This window comes from Mycobacteroides franklinii (assembly GCF_001853795.1).
GTDB lineage: Bacteria > Actinomycetota > Actinomycetes > Mycobacteriales > Mycobacteriaceae > Mycobacterium > Mycobacterium franklinii.
The window spans coordinates 94,760-111,095 of the sequence record NZ_MLIK01000019.1; the positions used below are offsets into that span (position 1 = coordinate 94,760).

The window sequence follows — 16,336 nt, forward strand, 5'->3', positions numbered from 1 at the left end:
CGACAGGCATCCGTATAGTCGTGCGCTGAAACCACCGCGTGCACACGCGAGATTGAAGGCAGGGAGTACAGACGCAATGGCAACGCCCCGGACATCCAGCGGAACGGAAACCGCGCCGTCGGACAGCGGCGACACCGACGCGACAAACCAGAGCGCCGCAGTCTCAGCTCTGTCTGACGACGATCTCGGGTCTACCGCGCAGCGTGAGCGCCGCAAGCGCATCCTGGACGCCACCTTGGCCATCGCCTCCAAGGGCGGCTACGAGGCGGTGCAGATGCGCACCGTCGCCGAACGCGCCGATGTCGCCGTCGGCACCCTCTATCGGTACTTCCCATCCAAGGTGCACCTGCTGGTGTCGGCCCTGGAACGCGAGTTCGAGCAGATCGACGCCAAATCGGATCGCAACACCGTCAGCGGCGGCACCGCGTACGAACGACTGCACACTGCGATCACCCGACTGAACCGCAATATGCAACGCAATCCACTGCTCACCGAGGCGATGACACGCGCGCTGGTCTTCGCCGACGCTTCTGCCGCCGGTGAGGTTGATCACGTGGGCCGGTTGATGGACGGCATCTTCGCGCGAGCGATGGCCGGCGATGACGACCCGTCCGATGCCCAGTTCCACATTGCCCGCGTCATCTCGGACGTCTGGACCTCCAACATGATTGCCTGGTTGACGCGGCGAGCCTCGGCAACCGATGTGAGCCACCGGCTCGATCGCACGGTCCGATTGCTGCTCGGTATTACCTAACCTGCGACGCTTGGCCTGACCTGCCTCGAGCAGGTAGCGGACGTAGACTCGGGACCCGTGGTGAGTGCCCAAGATCTGCCTGTGGAACTGCGTCGGGCTCTTTCCGAGGTTGCCCGTACGCCCCGACTGCTGGTGGCTTCCGACTATGACGGAACGATCGCCCCGCTGGTCAACAATCCCGACGATGCACGACCGCATCCCGAATCGACCACCGCACTGCGGGCTTTGGCAGGACTGCCGTCGACAACCTCCGCACTGATCTCCGGACGCGCGTTGCGTGATCTGGCGACCCTGTCGCGGCTGCCCTCCGAGGTACATCTGGTCGGAAGTCACGGCTCGGAGTTCGACGCCGGATTTGTGCACGCCATCGACGGAGACGCCAAGGCGCTGTTGAAGACCATCACCAACAAGCTGTCGGCCATCGCCGCCGAGTACGCCGGCGTGGCCATCGAACTGAAACCGGCGAGCGTCGCGCTGCACGTGCGTAATGCCTCGGAGGAGGACGCCGATGCCGCGCTGAGTCAGGCACTCGCGGTGGCGAACGGCTGGGGCGCGCAGGTCACCGAGGGCAAGAAGGTCCTCGAGTTCGCCGTCATACCCACCGACAAGGGCCAGGCCCTTGACATCCTGCGCCACCAGGAGGGCGCCACGGCCGCGGTGTTCTTCGGCGACGATGTCACCGACGAAAAGGTCTTCAAGCGATTACACGGGCCCGACCTGGGGGTCAAGGTGGGCGACGGCGAAACACTCGCCGGATATCGCATCCCGGACACCGAATCGGTAGGCACCGCACTGGCTTTCCTGCTCGAGGAGCGCCGCACCTGGCTACTCGGTGGACACGCCACACCCATCGAACGTCTCACCATGCTCGCCAATTCGCGCACCATTGCGCTGGTGACGCCGACCGGTGGCGTCACCTGGATGTGTCACCCCGAACCCGACTCCGCGGCGGTCTTCGCCCATCTCCTCGGCGGGGATGAGGCCGGGCACTTCACGATCGGCCCCGCGCGTTCCGCGCTACCGCTGGGCCAGAAATATCTCGACAGCACGATGACTGTCGAAACACGTTGGGCCAGCCTGCAAGTAACCGACTACCTCGCTCACGACGAGATTCCGGGACGCACCGACCTGATTCGGGTGGTCACCGGAGAAGCCGATGCGGTGGTGACCTTCGCTCCACGCCCCGAGTTCGGCCAGGCTCCCGTGCAACTGGTCGCCGAGGGGGACGGTCTGCGCGTGTTGGGCACCAACGATCCGATCGTGCTGCGCGCACCCGGCGTCACCTGGACAATCGGGGCCGACGATCAGACCGCCACCGCCACCATCAGCCCGGCCAATGGCCCAGTGGTTCTCGAACTGCGCTGCGGTACCGAGGATCTCGACGAGAACTCAATCCCGGAACCCGAGCTGCGGGAACGTGCCGAATCGTACTGGCGTGACTGGGCCCAGACCCTGACGCTGCCCGAACGTAAACCCGGCCTGATGAAGCGCTCGGCGCTGACATTGCGCGGCCTGGTGCATGCCGAGTCGGGCGCGATCATGGCCGCGGCCACCACATCGCTCCCGGAAGACATTGGCGGCATTCGCAACTGGGACTACCGGTACTGCTGGCTGCGCGATGCGTCGATGACCGCTTCGGCGCTGGTGGCACTCGGATCGCTGAGTGAGGCAGAGGGACTACTGGGCTGGCTGCACCGGGTGCTGGAGCATCTGCCCGGACCCGATCGCCTGCACCCGCTGTACACGCTGGCCGGCACCGTGCTGCCACCCGAGGCAGTGATCGACTCGCTGCCCGGGTATGCGGGCTCGCGGCCGGTCCGCGTCGGCAACGCCGCCAATTCGCAAGTACAGCTGGATGTCTTCGGCCCGGTCGTGGAGCTGATCCATGATCTGACCCACGCACGCAAGCGCCTCGGGCATGCCGATCCGCTGACCGATGCCGACTGGAATCTGGTGTCCGACATGGTTCTTGCCGTCGAACGCCGGTGGTATGAACCCGACCACGGCATCTGGGAGATCCGCGGCAATCCGCGTCATCACGTCTACTCCAAGGTGATGTGCTGGGTGACGGTGGACCGCGCGGTGAAATTGGCCGAGGAATTCCAGCGTGCGGCCCCGGCATCGTGGGCCGCGTTGCGCGAGGAGATCGCGGCCGAGGTAGTGGAGAAGGGGTGGAACGACTCCGTCAACTCCTACACAGCCGCCTATGACGGCACCGATCTGGATGCCGCCTCCCTGTACATCGGCCTGTCCGGACTGATCGCCCCCACCGATCCCCGATTCACCGCGACGGTGATCGCCACCGAGGCCGAACTACGCAGTGGTGCAACCGTTTACCGATACCACCGCGATGACGGCCTGCCCGGGGGCGAGGGCGGGTTCCATCTGTGCGCGGCCTGGCTGGTCGAGGCGTATCTGCTCATCGGCGCGAGGTCACAGGCCGAGCTGCTGTTCGACCAGCTGGTCAAGGCCACCGGCCCCACCGGTCTGCTGTCCGAGGAGTACGACCCGGTGGCCGAACGCTCACTGGGTAATCACCCGCAGGCGTACAGCCATATCGGCCTGCTGCGGTGCGCCGCGCTGCTGTCCTGACTCACCCGTTCACGGGGCGATTCACCGCACGATCCGTGCTGCTCGCAGTGCTGCGCGTCGCCACCGACCTCAGCCACGCTGCCAGGCTTTGCACAGCAAGCACTCCATCCGCCATAATGAAAACCGTTTTCATTACTGGAAGGCTGGAGGTCTGCGATGTTCGCTCGTGTGGCTGGATTGTCAGTGGCGGTCGCCACCGCCGGAACGCTCGTCCTCGTCGGCTGCGGCCAATCTCACGAGCCGACCGGTGAGCCCAAGGTGGTGGCCTCGACCGACGCCTGGGCCTCGGTCGCCCAGGCTGTCGCCGGTGACCACGCCAAAGTGAGCGCATTGGTCAGCGGCGCCAACACCGACCCCCACTCGTTCGAGGTGACCCCGGCGGCAGCAGCGCAGGTCCAGGACGCCACCTTGGTGGTGTACAACGGCGACGGATACGACCCGTTCATCGACAAACTGCTCAAGGATGGCCAGGCCCGGGTCAACGCCTACCAGCTTCTCCCCGCGGACTCCACCGACAAGAATGAGCATGTGTTCTACAGCCTGCGAACCGCCCAGCAAGTGGCCAACCACGTCGCGGACGATCTCGCCCAGGCCGACCCGAACAATGCCGACTCATATCACGCAAACGCCAAAACGTTTGGGCAACAGCTGGATTCCATCGCAAGTCTGCAAGACAATGTCGCCGACAAAGACCGGGGCAAGGCAATCCTGGCGACCGAGCCGGTGGCCAGCCACCTGGTCTCCCATTGCGGACTGGTGGACCGCACACCACATGACTTCGCCGAGGCGGCCGAGCAGGGCTCGGATCCCTCTCCCAAGGACGTTGCCACCGCGCTGGACCTGATCAGCACCAAACAGGTTGCGGCGCTGCTGTTCAACCCCCAAACAGCCGGATCGGTGACCAATCAGCTCAAGCAATCCGCCGAATCCCACGGGGTTCCGGTCGTGACGGTGACCGAAACCCTGCCCGACGGCACCGACTACATCACCTGGCAGCGACGCACCACCGAGCAACTCGCCGCGGCGCTGGGATGAGCGCGGACCACTGTCGGATAATGGCCGCATGAGTGCCGCCACACTGCGCAACGCATCACTGGATCGCGGTGGACGCACCCTTTGGCAGGATCTGGATCTGACTGTCGAACCCGGCGAGTTCATCGCGGTACTGGGGCCCAACGGTTCCGGAAAGACCTCCCTGCTGCGCCTGCTGCTGGGGCAGGTGCCACTGACCCAGGGAACCATGAACGTCACCGATGACCTCGGATACGTACCTCAGCACCGACTCGCGGACAACGCGCTGATCCTGCGCGCGGAGGATCTGGTGGGGCTCGGGATCGACGGCCATCGTTGGGGTTTGACCGCCTTCAACCCCGCCCGTCGAGCGCGCCATCGTGCCGCGATCGACCTCGCGCTGGATCAGGTGGACGCGAGCCATTTGGCAACCAAAGCCGTCTCGTCCTTGTCGGGCGGCGAGCTCCAGCGGGTGCGCATCGCACAGGCACTGGCGGGCGATCCCGCGCTCCTACTCTGCGACGAGCCGCTGCTGAACTTGGATCCGGCAAGCGCGCAACAGATTTGCGCCCTGATCGACAAACGCCGGCGCAGTGCGCACACGGCCGTGCTATTCGTGACACATGAGATCAACCCGATCCTGCCGTATGTGGACCGAATCCTGTACCTGGTGGATGGGCGCTTCCAGATCGGCACCGTCGACGAGGTGATGACGACCGAGACCTTGTCGGAGCTGTACCGCGCCCAGATTGACGTAGTGAAGGTGCGTGGACAATACGTGGTAGTGGGCGAAGACCGGCAGATCACCGAGGAGTGTGCTGAGCACGCCCATGAATAACTTCTTCGATCTCTCCCTCACCGCTGATCTCCTGGCGCGCGACTTCGTGCAGCAGGCGATCCTCGCGGCGGCACTGCTCGGACTGCTGGCCGGCCTCGTCGGTCCGTTCGTGGTGATGCGACAGATGTCCTTCGCCGTCCACGGCTCCAGCGAGCTGTCGCTCACGGGCGCCGCTGCCGCGCTGCTGGCCGGCGCCAATGTGGGGACCGGAGCGCTACTCGGGAGCGTGGTCGCGGCAATACTTTTCGGTGTCCTCGGGCAGCGAACCAAGGATCGTGATTCATCGATCGGGGTGGTCATGGCCTTCGGGCTGGGACTGGCAGTGCTGTTCATCCACCTCTATCCGGGGCGCACCGGCACCAACTTCGCCCTCCTCACCGGACAGATCGTCGGCGTCGGATACAGCGGACTGCTCATGCTGGTCGTGGTGAGCATCATCGTCGGAGCGGTACTGGCCGTCACCTATCGACCCATGCTGTTCGCCACCGTCGATCCGGATGTGGCCGAGGCTCGTGGGGTCCCGGTGCGTACGTTGGGAATTGTGTTCGCCGCCCTCGTCGGTCTCACCGCGGCCCAGGGTGTGCAGATCGTCGGCGCCCTGCTGGTGATGTCACTGCTCATCACACCCGCCGCCGCTGCCGCTCGCATCACCTCCTCACCCGCACGGGCCATCGGACTGTCGATCGTCTTCGCGGAGATCGCCGCCATCGGCGGCATCGTGCTGTCGTTGGCGCCCGGAGTGCCCATCTCCGTCTTCGTCACCATGATCGCCGTCGCGATCTATCTGCTGTGCCGCGTCATCGGGCGGTACCGACACGCATAGGGGCGTTACGCTCACCTGGTGAGCGGCCTCGCGGGAAGAACGACGGCTCCGGTGACACGCGTCGACCTGAATGCCGACCTGGGTGAGGGTTTCGGTGCCTGGCGCCTGGGCGATGACGAGGCCATGCTGGATGTGGTCACCAGCGCCAACCTTGCCTGCGGTTTCCATGCGGGCGATCCCGCGACGTTACGCCGCACCTGCCAGGCCGCCGCTACCCGCGGTATCCGCATCGGTGCGCAGGTGGGTTATCGCGATCTCGCCGGATTCGGCCGACGGTTCATCGACATCTCCCCCGACGACCTGTACGCCGACGTGGTGTACCAGATCGGCGCGCTCGACGCGCTGGCCCGCACCGTCGGATCGTCGGTGACCTATGTGAAACCGCATGGTGCGCTCTATAACACGATCATCCATCACGAAGCACAGGCAGATGCGGTGGCGCGTGCGGTGCGAGATCTGAATGCCGATTTCCCCGTACTGACCCTGCCGCACGGTGTATTCGGCGACCGTGCACGCGAATTGGGGCTACGGGTGGTCACCGAAGCGTTCGCCGACCGTGCCTACCGCGACGACGGCACCCTGGTGCCGCGCAGCGAACCCGGCGCGGTGTTGCACGATCCCGCTGAGGTGGCGGCGCGCATTCCCGCCCTCAGCCGCACCGCCGAGTCGATATGCGTGCACGGTGATTCACCGGGTGCGGTCACGATTGCCCAGGCTGTTCGCTCGGCATTGACCGCCAACGACATCGAGCTGGCACCGTTCGTCTAGCGGTGATACGCCGGTGGCAACGGTAAACCCCTCTCTGCCATGACTTTCCGCAGCATAGTTGGGTAATCGCTGATTATCCCGTCCGCACCGGCGTCAATCTGCGCCTTCATGGTCTCGGCGTCGTTGATGGTCCAGGGGATGACCTTGAGCCCCAAACCGTGCGCCTTGTCGACGAACTTCTTGTCGGCGACCAACGTGAAACCAGGATCACCGACTTTGCCGCCATAGGGCACGGTGTATCCGGGCGACAAGATGGTGGCACCTATCTGCTTGGCTCCGTCAATCGGATCCTTCACCACGGCCGGGTCCACCCCGCCCAACCACGGAGACCCTGGGTACCAGGTGGTTTCATCCCACAGCGCGACCAGCGGGAGACCCGGTTCGGCCCGCTTGGTCATCGGCAGCGTGCTCCAGTCGAAGCTCTGAATCTCGACCTTGTCGAGCTTGCCCGCCGCACGAACGGTGTCGAGGATGACGTCCACGAACACCTGCGGTGCCGCGGACTTCTGAGGTTCGGCGGCCTCCACCTTGGTCTCGACGTTGTACCGCACGTCGGCATGATACGAGTCGGCCAGCGCGAAAACATCTGATAGCAAGGCGATCTTGTCATTCTTGACCACCTCCGCCTGAGGAAAGTCCTTGAGCAGCTTGCCGCAGTCCAGGGTGTGTAGCTGCTCGGAGGTCAGGTCCTTGACCAGTTTTCCGACATAGGGGAATTGCGGATCGCCGGGCGTCACCGGGCCCGTGTCGGCGCATTTCGCGGCATCGATCACCGGGTCGTGCCAGACCATGGGCTTGCGGTCTTTGGAGATGACGATATCGAGTTCGAGAGTGCTCACCCCGAGCTCAATGGCTTTGGTGAAGGCACGCAACGATTCTTCGGTGGTCTCCCCGCGCCCGCCCCGGTGTGCCTGCAGGTCGAAGGATGTCGTCTCCTTGTTGCCGCACGATGCCAAGGCCAGGGCGACCGCAAGAACGGTAGCTATGCGCTTCATGGCTGCACATTGTGCCCGAGATGACGTCTATGCGGGTGACACGTGAGAGACACCTGCGTGAATGTCATCTCGGCACAAGCCGCTCAGCGGCGCTGGCGGGCGATCTCCGCGAGCACCACACCCGCTGCCACCGAGGCATTCAACGATTCAACGGGGCCGGCCATCGGGATCGAGACCACCGCATCGCAGGTCTTGCGGACCAGCTGCGAGAGTCCCTTGCCCTCCGACCCGACGACAACCGCGATATCGCCGACACCATCGAGATCGTCGAGCTCGGTGTCGCCGCCGGCGTCAAGCCCGACGATGGTTATCCCCTTGTCCTGCCAATCCTTCAGCGTGCGCGTCAGATTCGTGGCGCGGGCCACTGGAAGACGTGCTGCCGCACCCGCACTGGTACGCCAGGCCACGGCGGTCACCGATGCACTACGACGCTGCGGAATGACGACGCCATGCCCGCCGAAGGCGGCCACGGAACGCACGATCGCACCCAGATTGCGCGGATCCGAGATGTTGTCCAGCGCCACCAGAAGCGCGGGCTGCGCTTCCGCGCGGGCGCGGGCCAGCAGGTCATCGGGATGCGCGTACTTGTACGGTGGGACCTGCAACGCGAGGCCCTGATGCAATCCGTTGGTGCTCATGCGATCCAGATCGGGGCGCGGCACCTCCAGGATCGCGATCCCGGCATCGGCGGCAAGAGCCACCGACTCGGTCAGCCGTTCGTCGTTATCGGCGCCGACGGCGACATACAGTGCGGTCGCCGGCACACCGGTGCGCAGGCATTCCAGCACCGGGTTGCGGCCCAACACCATCTCGGACTCGTCGCCCTGCTTGATCCGGCGCTGCTTGGCGTCCGCGACTTTCCGTTGGACGGCAGCACGTTTGGCTGCGGGGTGCTTGGTCCGCTGCTCCGCCGGAGGCGTGGCCCCCTTGCCCTCCAGGCCACGCCGGCGCACGCCGCCGGAACCGACGGTGGGACCCTTCTTGGTACCGGGCTTACGTATAGCGCCTCGGCGCTGAGAATTACCTGCCATTGCTACTGCTCTTCGTCGCTACTGATAAGGGTCCATTGTGGGCCATCGGCGGTGTCGGTGATCTCCAAACCCGCCCGCTTGAGCCGGTCTCTGATCTCATCGGCCAGTGCCCAATTCTTTTCTGTCCGTGCCGTTTCGCGTCGCTGCAGCTCCGCTGTCACCAACACGTCCACAGCGTTCAGCGCGGCGGACGTCTCATCGCGCGTCTCCCAACGCTCATTGAGTGGGTCGCACCCGAGAATGGCCATCATGGCGCGAATACTGGCCGCCGCGGATAACGCACCCTCGTGGTCGCCGGCATCCAACGCCCGGTTTCCGTCGGCGCGGGTGGAATGCACCTCGGCAAGCGCGATCGGCACCGACAGGTCGTCGTCCAACGCCGCGGCGAATCCTGGCGTCCAGGTACCCACTGGCACCTCGCCCACCCGGACCCGCACCCGGTGCAGGAAGTCTTCGATACCGCAGTAGGCCTTCACCGCATCGGCCAGTGCCGTCTCGGAGTATTCGAGCATCGAACGGTAGTGCGCGCTGCCCAGGTAGTAGCGCAGCTCGACAGCCCGGACACGTTGCAGCACAGCGGGAATGGAAAGCACGTTGCCCAGCGACTTGCTCATCTTCTCGCCGCCCATGGTGACCCAGCCGTTGTGCATCCAGTAGCGGGCGAACCCGTCACCGGCGGCACAGCTCTGCGCAATTTCGTTCTCATGGTGCGGGAAAACCAAATCCATTCCACCGCAGTGGATATCGAAACTGGACCCGAGATAGGTGCGAGCCATGGCGGAGCATTCCAGATGCCACCCCGGGCGGCCCGGTCCCCACGGAGTGGGCCACGACGGCTCACCGGGCTTGGCACCCTTCCACAGCGTGAAGTCGCGCGGATCGCGCTTTCCGGTGGCCACACCCTCGCCCTGGTGGACATCGTCGATCTTGTGCCCGGACAGTTGCCCGTACTCGGGGTAGCTCAGCACATCGAAGTAGACGTCGCCGCCGCTGGCGTAGGCATGCCCGGAATCGATCAGCCGATCGATTAGCTCGACCATCTGGGTGATGTGCCCGGTCGCGCGGGGGGAAACCGACGGCGGTAGCACTCCGAGAGCGTCGTAGGCCTCATCGAAGGCACGCTCATACGTCGATGCCCACTCCCACCACGGCCGGCCGGCGTCGGCCGCCTTGTTGAGGATCTTGTCGTCGATATCGGTGACGTTCCGGACGAACAAGACGTCATAGGCGCGGGCGCTGAGCCAGCGGCGCAGCACATCGAAGGCCACACCACTGCGCACATGCCCGATATGGGGCAGACCCTGCACCGTAGCCCCGCACAGATAGATGGAGACGGACCCCGGCTGTAGCGGCACGAAGTCACGCACGGCACCCACACGGGTGTCGTACAGCCGAAGCGGAGCGTGACCGGTCACGACCAGCGAGCTTACAGCGCTGTGACGAGCGCCGTTGCCACCGCGGCCAACCCTTCGCCGCGGCCGGTCAGGCCCAAGCCGTCGGTCGTGGTCGCCGACACCGACACCGGCGCCCCAACAAGGCCCGACAGCAGCTGCTGGGCCTCGGCCCGGCGCGGACCGACCTTCGGCCGATTCCCGATGACCTGCACCGCGGCATTGCCGATCTGGAAACCATTGTTGTGCAGTAGCTCCCGCACGTGGGTCAGCATCTTCGCGCCACTGACGCCCGTCCACTCGGGACGGCCCGTGCCGAACACCGCCCCCACATCGCCCAGGCCGGCCGCCGAAAGCAGGGCATCACAGAGGGCATGCGCGGCGACATCCCCATCCGAGTGCCCTTCACATCCGTTGTCGTCAGGAAACAGCAGCCCCAGCAACCAGCAGGGCTTGCCTTCCTCAATCGGGTGCACATCGGTGCCGATGCCGACCCGCGGCAATGCGCTCATCGCGGATGCCCCTCCCTATTCAGAATCGCCTCGGCCAATGTCACGTCCAGCGCCGTGGTGATCTTGAAGGCCAGCCGATCACCCTCCACCACATGAACGCGCTCGCCGATTTTCTCCACTAGCGCGGCATCGTCGGTCGCGATGTCTCCGGCGGCCGCATAGGCGCGCCTGAGCACGTCGGCCGCGAATCCCTGGGGAGTCTGCACAGCCCGCAGGCTGGCCCGGTCCGGGGTGCCGCTCACGTCGCCGTGCGTATCGATGGATTTGATGGTGTCGGTAACCGCGATCGCCGGGATGACCGCGCCGCGGCCTTCACGCAGTTCTGCAACGATGCGGGCGATCATGTCCGGAGGGGTCAACGGACGCGCTGCATCATGAACCAGAATCCAGTCGGCCGCATCCACGGCAGCCAGACCGGCTCGTACCGAATCGGTGCGCTCGGCACCGCCTTGCACAATCTTTACCGTCGGGCCGACGAGAGCTGCGGCCTTATCACGCTGATCGGCGCCGACTACAACTATCACCTCGTCGACGGCCCCCGAGGACAGCAGACCGTCGACGCAATGTTCGAGCATTGTCCGGCCGCCGACGGTGACGAAGGCTTTCGGAATATCTGCACCCAGCCGCACACCGAGACCGGCGGCCGGGACTATCGCCGCCGTCCTACGAGGCAGCTGCGAGCACCTCGTCGAGAATGATGTCGGCCCTGGCGGCATTGGTGTTCTCGGCAAGCGCCAGCTCACCAACCAGGATCTGACGAGCCTTGGCCAGCATCCGCTTCTCGCCTGCGGACAGGCCACGCTCCTGCTCACGACGCCACAGGTCACGCACGACCTCGGCGACCTTCTTCACGTCACCGGAAGCCAGCTTCTCCTGGTTCGCCTTGAATCGACGGGACCAGTTGGTGGGCTCTTCGGTGTGCGGTGCACGCAGCACCTGAAAGACCGTGTCCAGACCTTCGCGGCCCACCACGTCACGGACACCGACATATTCGGCATTCTCAGCAGGCACGCGAACAGTCAAATCGCCCTGGGCTACCTTCAGGACGAGATACTCTTTCTGCTCGCCTTTGATGGTTCGGGTCTCGATCGCTTCAATCAGCGCTGCACCGTGGTGTGGATACACAACGGTGTCTCCGACCTTAAATATCATCTTGTTTCGTGCCCCTTTCGATACCCAATTCTAACACGGCGTATCTCGGCGTGCCCACCAACGGTGCAGGTCAGGGGCATTGCAGATGAACCCCCGGGGTTGACAGGGTGACTTTTTCGTGCATCCGGCAACCCTCCCGGCCCCTGCTCGCGCGCCCATAAACCAGCCCCCACGAGCGGTAATCCAGATCACATCGGTTCTCCGACCACAGACTGGGACACCGGGCGCGGCCGGATCTGAACGCTCTTCGCGCGGCCGGACTACCCCGAGTGCCCCACAGTTTTAGTCCAGGCGAGGGACCTACTACTGTCTATAGGACATATCCGCCGCAGGTGGATTCGGACCCGTCCGGAGCCGCTTTCGAATCAGGGAGATGCCTGTGTTTCGCACTCGGTCCCAGCGCAGCACCGCTCGCGTGACGACACTTCTCGGCGCCACTGTTCTCGCCGCTGCCCTAGCAGGCTGCGGTGCCGGACAGATCTCGCAGACCGCGAACCAGTCGTCGGCGATCAATGGCGGCAGCGCCAACCTCGGCAAGCTGGCGCTGCGCAACATTCACCTCGTCGGGAACTCGGACCCGGTCAAGCAGCGCGCCGGGCAGAAGGCGGAGCTGGTTCTGGTCATCGCGAATGAATCCGCGGATGTCAGCGACAGGCTCACCTCGATCACCTCGCCGGACGACGTCGGCAAGGTGACGCTGAGCGGAGACAGCGACATCCCCGCGACCGGACGCCTGTTCGTCGGCTCCGCCGAGGGGCAGCAGCCGCCGGCCGAGGCCAAGGCGCCCGAGGCCACCGCTCCGGAAGCAGGCAGCACGGAGACCGCGGTCCCCGAGACCAAGGCGCCAGAAGCCAAGCCGCAGGCCTCTTCTGACTCGACGATCACGCACGGCAAGGCACAGCTTGCGCTGACGAAGGATCTGGCCGATGGCCTGACCTACCGGTTCACCTTCACGTTCGAGAAGGCCGGCGAGGTCACCGTCGCGGTACCCATCGACGCCGGTCCCAGCGCGCCCCGCCAGCACACCATCAGCGGTGGCGGCCACGAGGGCGGCGAGCACTAACACAGTCGCGTCGCGAGGGCCCGGAACGGCGATCTGCCGTCCCGGGCCCTCGCTTTTTTCGTGCTAGCTTGCGCCCATGAAACGGCTCTTCACCTGCGCGGCGGCTGTGGCCATGATCGGCACGGCACTCAGCGCGCCGATCGCCCACGCGACACCTCGCACCGTGACGTACCGAGTCTGGGCGGAGTACGGCCCCCTGGTCGCGGCAACCCTCGGCTACAACGACGCCAACGGCGCCCGCCAGGGCGCGATCAACCCACAGCTGCCGTGGGGCAAGGACATCACCTGGACCGATGACAGCAAGCACCCGCTCATCAACGTCACCGGCTACAACACCGGAGACGGCCCGCGCATCTTCTGCCAGATCCTCATCGACGGACAGGTGGTCGACGAGAACGACCGTGTGGAGCTGGCCACCTGCAGCTACGCCACCGACGGCCTGCCACGCCAGCACTGCCTGCGCGGCAATTCCGGTACCAAGGTCGGCACGCGGGACCAAGTGGATGGCGACCCGTGCAGCCGCAATCCGTGACACCCCGCGGTGTGACGATTCGGCCCATTTGCCCACCGGCACCGTGATAGCTTCCGGCCCAAAGCCTGAACCGGGAGGACACCGTGAAGCGAACGTTGGCGGCGGCAACTGCAGCGACCGCAGTCCTTGGCCTGCTCCTTCCCGGGACCGCACAGGCCGCGCCGCCCAAGGTGACCTATCTGGTGTGGGCGGCCGGCAAGACCCCTGACGCCGGCACCATCAGCTATGGCGACTACTCCGGAACGCCCCAGGCCCTCAATGACGTCAAGTTGCCCTGGTCGGTGACGGTTGCCTGGCCGTACAAGGACACCGTCAAGCAGGTGACGGCCATCTGGGGTTCGGGCCACATCTACTGCCGGATTTTGGTGGACGGACAGACCGTCCTGTCCAACGACGGCGAGAAGACCGTGAACTGTCAGGACCGCATCGTTCCGCTGCCCCCTGATTAGCGCGCCCGTCAGGTTCAGCTAGAGCTCAAACAGCAGCCTGGAACCGGCGCCGCACCATCCGCACCGGGAACGCGATGATGTCTACAACCGTGGCGATCGGCGACTTCTCAAAGAAGTTGTCCGGGAACGAAAGCCTGAACACTTTTTTGTAGACGCTTCCCAGCTGCTTCGCCATCGACGCCTCGTGATAGGCGATGCCGTACTTTTCGCATATCGCGCGAACCTCCACCGCAATCTCCGCATAGCGATACGCGGGGAGGTCGGGGAACAGGTGGTGCTCGATCTGATAGCTCAGGTTGCCCGACAGGATGTCGATGCCCTTCCAACCGGTGAAGTTGGCCGAGCCGAGGATCTGGCGGTAGTACCAAGCGGCGTGGCTCTCGTCCTCGGTCTCTTCGATCGAGAACGTCTGAACCTCCTCGGGGAAGTGACCGCACCAGATCACCGACGACGCCCAGAGGTTGCGGACCAGGTTGGCCGCCATGTTTCCGAGGAAGGTAAACGGTGCGCCCGGACCCGAGAGCAGAGGGAAGATGACGTAGTCCTTGAGCGCCTGCTTGCCGGCCTTCGCACGGAACCTGGCAAGTCCGTCCTTCATGTCGGACCACGACTTCTCACCCTTGAAGAACTTCTCCGACTCGAGCTCCTGGAGCGCGGTTCCCCACTGGAAGAAGATCTGCAGGGTGGCACAGAAGACGGGGTTGAGCAGCCAGATCGGGTGCCACGGCTGCTCCTCGGTCATCCGCATGACGCCGTAACCCTCGGCGTCATGGTCTTTGCCGACGATGTTGGTGAAGGTGTGGTGCACGTAGTTGTGCGTGTACAGCCAGCTGTCGGCGTGAATCGTGTTGTCCCAGTCGAAGTTCTTCGACGTGAGAGCCGGGTCCTGCATCCAGTCGTACTGGCCATGCATGACGTTGTGCCCGATCTCCATGTTGTCGATGATCTTCGACAACGACAGAGCGGCAACGCCAGCGAGCCAGGCCGGCGGGAACCAGCCAGCCCACAGCAGCGCGCGGCCGGCGACTTCGAGCTTCTTCTGCTTGCTCACGATGTCGCGGATGTAGTTGGCGTCCTTTTCCCCGAGGTCGGCGACGATGCGTGCACGCAGGGCGTCCATTTCCTTACCGAACTCTTCGATCTGCTCGGAAGGCAGCTTGTTCAGGTCATTCGGCCTGGCCGGGGGTGCGTAAATGGTCGGCTTCTTCTGGTTCTTCTGCTTGACCGCGGGTGCGAAAGTAGTCATTTTCGGGTCTCCTTCAGGGCTTGATAGAGGCTGGCTCGGAATGGATCAGAGGGCAATGGCGACGTCGCCGACGGGCTTGTTGATGCAGAGCTTGACGTTGGTGTCGCTGTCGCTACAGAGGTCGCCGTTCAGAACGTTCTGGGTCGTTCCACTGTCCTTCTTGCGAACACACGTGAAGCAAATGCCGATGCGGCAGCCGTACTCCGGCGTCAGGCCCGCGGCCTCAGCCTGCTCGAGGAGCGTTTGGCCGTTGTTCGCGACGGTCAGGTCCGACTCGGAGAAGGTGAGATCACCTTCGGCATCGTCGGTGCTGACGGTGCGTATCGGAGCGGCGAACTGCTCGAGGTGGAGCTTGTCCGAGAGACCTTCGGCATCGAAGATCTCTCGGACCGCGTTCATCAGCGGCATCGGGCCACACAGATAGGTCTCGGCTTCCGCGTAGTGGCGGTCAGCGGCGACCAGGTGCTCCTTGCTGAAGTAGCCCTGGAGATCTCCGTCGGCCGCTTCGGTATATGCCCGAACGATCTTCACGCCTTCGTACTTGGCCTTGATCTCCTCGATTTCAGCCTGGTAGATCACGTCGTCCTTGGTGAACGCGTAGTGCAGGAAGGTGATTTTTCCGATGTACGCCTTGTCCGTGAGCGTGCGCAGCATCGACATCACCGGCGTGATTCCCGAACCACCGCTAATGAACAGGATGCTTCGCGGATGCGGAAGCGGAAGGCAGAACTCGCCTTGCGCGGCCGAGATCTGTACGACCAAACCTGGCTCGGCGTTGGCCAGCAACCACGGCGAAACAAGTCCGTTCGGGTCTACTTTGACGGTGAGTTCGATCCGGCCGTCACGGCGGAACTGCGAATTCGCCGGCGAGTAGCAACGGGTGCGACGGATGCCGTCGATCTCCACCGAGAGCTTGACGAACTGTCCCGCCCGGAAGCCCTTCCAGTTGGCATTGGGACGCAGAGTCAGAGTGACGCTGTCCTTGGTCTTCCGGACGACGTCGGTCACCTCCGCGCGGGTCTCAGCCGTGGACCATAACGGGTCAATCATTTCGAAGTAGCGGTCCACACCGTGTGGAGTTGTGGCCGCCTTGACGAACGAGGAAGTCAGCACCCGACGTGCAAGCCGAGAGGAAGTCAAAGCCTGAAGACTGCGAGACATACTTGCCTCCGTTTCGGT

17 protein-coding genes are annotated in these 16,336 nt (G+C 64.5%); 9 read left to right on the forward strand and 8 right to left on the reverse strand.

Annotated elements, in window-relative coordinates; all coding sequences use genetic code 11:
• Positions 1 to 76 precede the first annotated feature (76 nt).
• The 6 genes from kstR (at position 77) to BKG76_RS08320 (ending at position 6,786) form a co-directional block, all read left to right on the forward strand.
• The gene (gene kstR / locus BKG76_RS08295) at positions 77 to 754 is read left to right on the forward strand and encodes a cholesterol catabolism transcriptional regulator KstR (protein WP_070937239.1); all 678 of its coding nucleotides are present in this window, start codon (positions 77 to 79) and stop codon (positions 752 to 754) included.
• A 60-nt stretch (positions 755 to 814) separates the two neighbouring features.
• Positions 815 to 3,346: a trehalose-phosphatase gene (gene otsB / locus BKG76_RS08300; RefSeq protein WP_070939049.1), complete on the forward strand. Its 2,532-nt coding sequence runs from the start codon at positions 815 to 817 to the stop codon at positions 3,344 to 3,346.
• A 156-nt stretch (positions 3,347 to 3,502) separates the two neighbouring features.
• On the forward strand, positions 3,503 to 4,381 hold the full coding sequence (locus BKG76_RS08305; protein ID WP_070937240.1) for a metal ABC transporter solute-binding protein, Zn/Mn family: 879 nt from the start codon (positions 3,503 to 3,505) through the stop codon (positions 4,379 to 4,381).
• Between the two features lie 28 nt (positions 4,382 to 4,409).
• Positions 4,410 to 5,195, forward strand: a complete 786-nt coding sequence (locus tag BKG76_RS08310; RefSeq protein WP_070937241.1) for a metal ABC transporter ATP-binding protein — start codon at positions 4,410 to 4,412, stop codon at positions 5,193 to 5,195.
• Positions 5,188 to 6,018 (forward strand): metal ABC transporter permease, encoded by an 831-nt coding sequence (locus BKG76_RS08315; RefSeq protein WP_070937242.1) that lies wholly within the window; start codon positions 5,188 to 5,190, stop codon positions 6,016 to 6,018. The genes BKG76_RS08310 and BKG76_RS08315 overlap by 8 nt, the downstream gene beginning before the upstream one ends.
• Before the next feature lie 51 nt (positions 6,019 to 6,069).
• A complete protein-coding gene (locus BKG76_RS08320) occupies positions 6,070 to 6,786 on the forward strand; it encodes a LamB/YcsF family protein (protein WP_070937243.1) in 717 nt (238 codons plus the stop codon).
• On the opposite strand, the gene BKG76_RS08325 is transcribed toward BKG76_RS08320, so the two are convergent.
• From BKG76_RS08325 to BKG76_RS08350, 6 genes are all read right to left on the reverse strand, one after another.
• Positions 6,783 to 7,781, reverse strand: a complete 999-nt coding sequence (locus tag BKG76_RS08325; RefSeq protein WP_070937244.1) for a glycerophosphodiester phosphodiesterase family protein — start codon at positions 7,779 to 7,781, stop codon at positions 6,783 to 6,785. The two genes, BKG76_RS08320 and BKG76_RS08325, sit on opposite strands and share 4 nt — an antisense overlap.
• A gap of 83 nt (positions 7,782 to 7,864) precedes the next feature.
• Positions 7,865 to 8,812, reverse strand: coding sequence for a 23S rRNA (guanosine(2251)-2'-O)-methyltransferase RlmB (gene rlmB, locus BKG76_RS08330; protein ID WP_070937245.1), 948 nt, complete (start codon positions 8,810 to 8,812; stop codon positions 7,865 to 7,867).
• A 2-nt stretch (positions 8,813 to 8,814) separates the two neighbouring features.
• On the reverse strand, positions 8,815 to 10,227 hold the full coding sequence (gene cysS / locus BKG76_RS08335) for a cysteine--tRNA ligase (protein ID WP_070937246.1): 1,413 nt from the start codon (positions 10,225 to 10,227) through the stop codon (positions 8,815 to 8,817).
• A gap of 11 nt (positions 10,228 to 10,238) precedes the next feature.
• Positions 10,239 to 10,715 carry a 2-C-methyl-D-erythritol 2,4-cyclodiphosphate synthase gene (gene ispF / locus BKG76_RS08340; RefSeq protein WP_070937247.1) on the reverse strand — a complete coding sequence of 159 codons (477 nt, stop codon included), beginning with the start codon at positions 10,713 to 10,715 and terminating at the stop codon, positions 10,239 to 10,241.
• Positions 10,712 to 11,431, reverse strand: coding sequence for a 2-C-methyl-D-erythritol 4-phosphate cytidylyltransferase (gene ispD / locus BKG76_RS08345; RefSeq protein ID WP_083337975.1), 720 nt, complete (start codon positions 11,429 to 11,431; stop codon positions 10,712 to 10,714). The genes ispF and ispD overlap by 4 nt, the downstream gene beginning before the upstream one ends.
• Complete coding sequence (locus tag BKG76_RS08350) at positions 11,379 to 11,867, reverse strand: CarD family transcriptional regulator (RefSeq protein ID WP_070937249.1); 489 nt, start codon at positions 11,865 to 11,867, stop codon at positions 11,379 to 11,381. The genes ispD and BKG76_RS08350 overlap by 53 nt, the downstream gene beginning before the upstream one ends.
• 379 nt (positions 11,868 to 12,246) lie before the next feature.
• On the opposite strand from BKG76_RS08350, the gene BKG76_RS08355 reads away from it, so the two are divergent.
• The 3 genes from BKG76_RS08355 (at position 12,247) to BKG76_RS08365 (ending at position 13,911) form a co-directional block, all read left to right on the forward strand.
• Positions 12,247 to 12,930: a hypothetical protein gene (locus BKG76_RS08355; protein ID WP_070939050.1), complete on the forward strand. Its 684-nt coding sequence runs from the start codon at positions 12,247 to 12,249 to the stop codon at positions 12,928 to 12,930.
• Positions 12,931 to 13,006: 76 nt separating this feature from the next.
• Positions 13,007 to 13,462 (forward strand): MmpS family transport accessory protein, encoded by a 456-nt coding sequence (locus tag BKG76_RS08360; protein WP_070937250.1) that lies wholly within the window; start codon positions 13,007 to 13,009, stop codon positions 13,460 to 13,462.
• An 83-nt stretch (positions 13,463 to 13,545) separates the two neighbouring features.
• Positions 13,546 to 13,911, forward strand: a complete 366-nt coding sequence (locus tag BKG76_RS08365; protein ID WP_070937251.1) for an MmpS family transport accessory protein — start codon at positions 13,546 to 13,548, stop codon at positions 13,909 to 13,911.
• Positions 13,912 to 13,936: 25 nt separating this feature from the next.
• On the opposite strand, the gene BKG76_RS08370 is transcribed toward BKG76_RS08365, so the two are convergent.
• A complete protein-coding gene (locus tag BKG76_RS08370; protein ID WP_070939051.1) occupies positions 13,937 to 15,031 on the reverse strand; it encodes a fatty acid desaturase family protein in 1,095 nt (364 codons plus the stop codon).
• Between the two features lie 171 nt (positions 15,032 to 15,202).
• Complete coding sequence (locus BKG76_RS08375) at positions 15,203 to 16,318, reverse strand: ferredoxin reductase (RefSeq protein WP_070937252.1); 1,116 nt, start codon at positions 16,316 to 16,318, stop codon at positions 15,203 to 15,205.
• Positions 16,319 to 16,336: the final 18 nt, after the last annotated feature.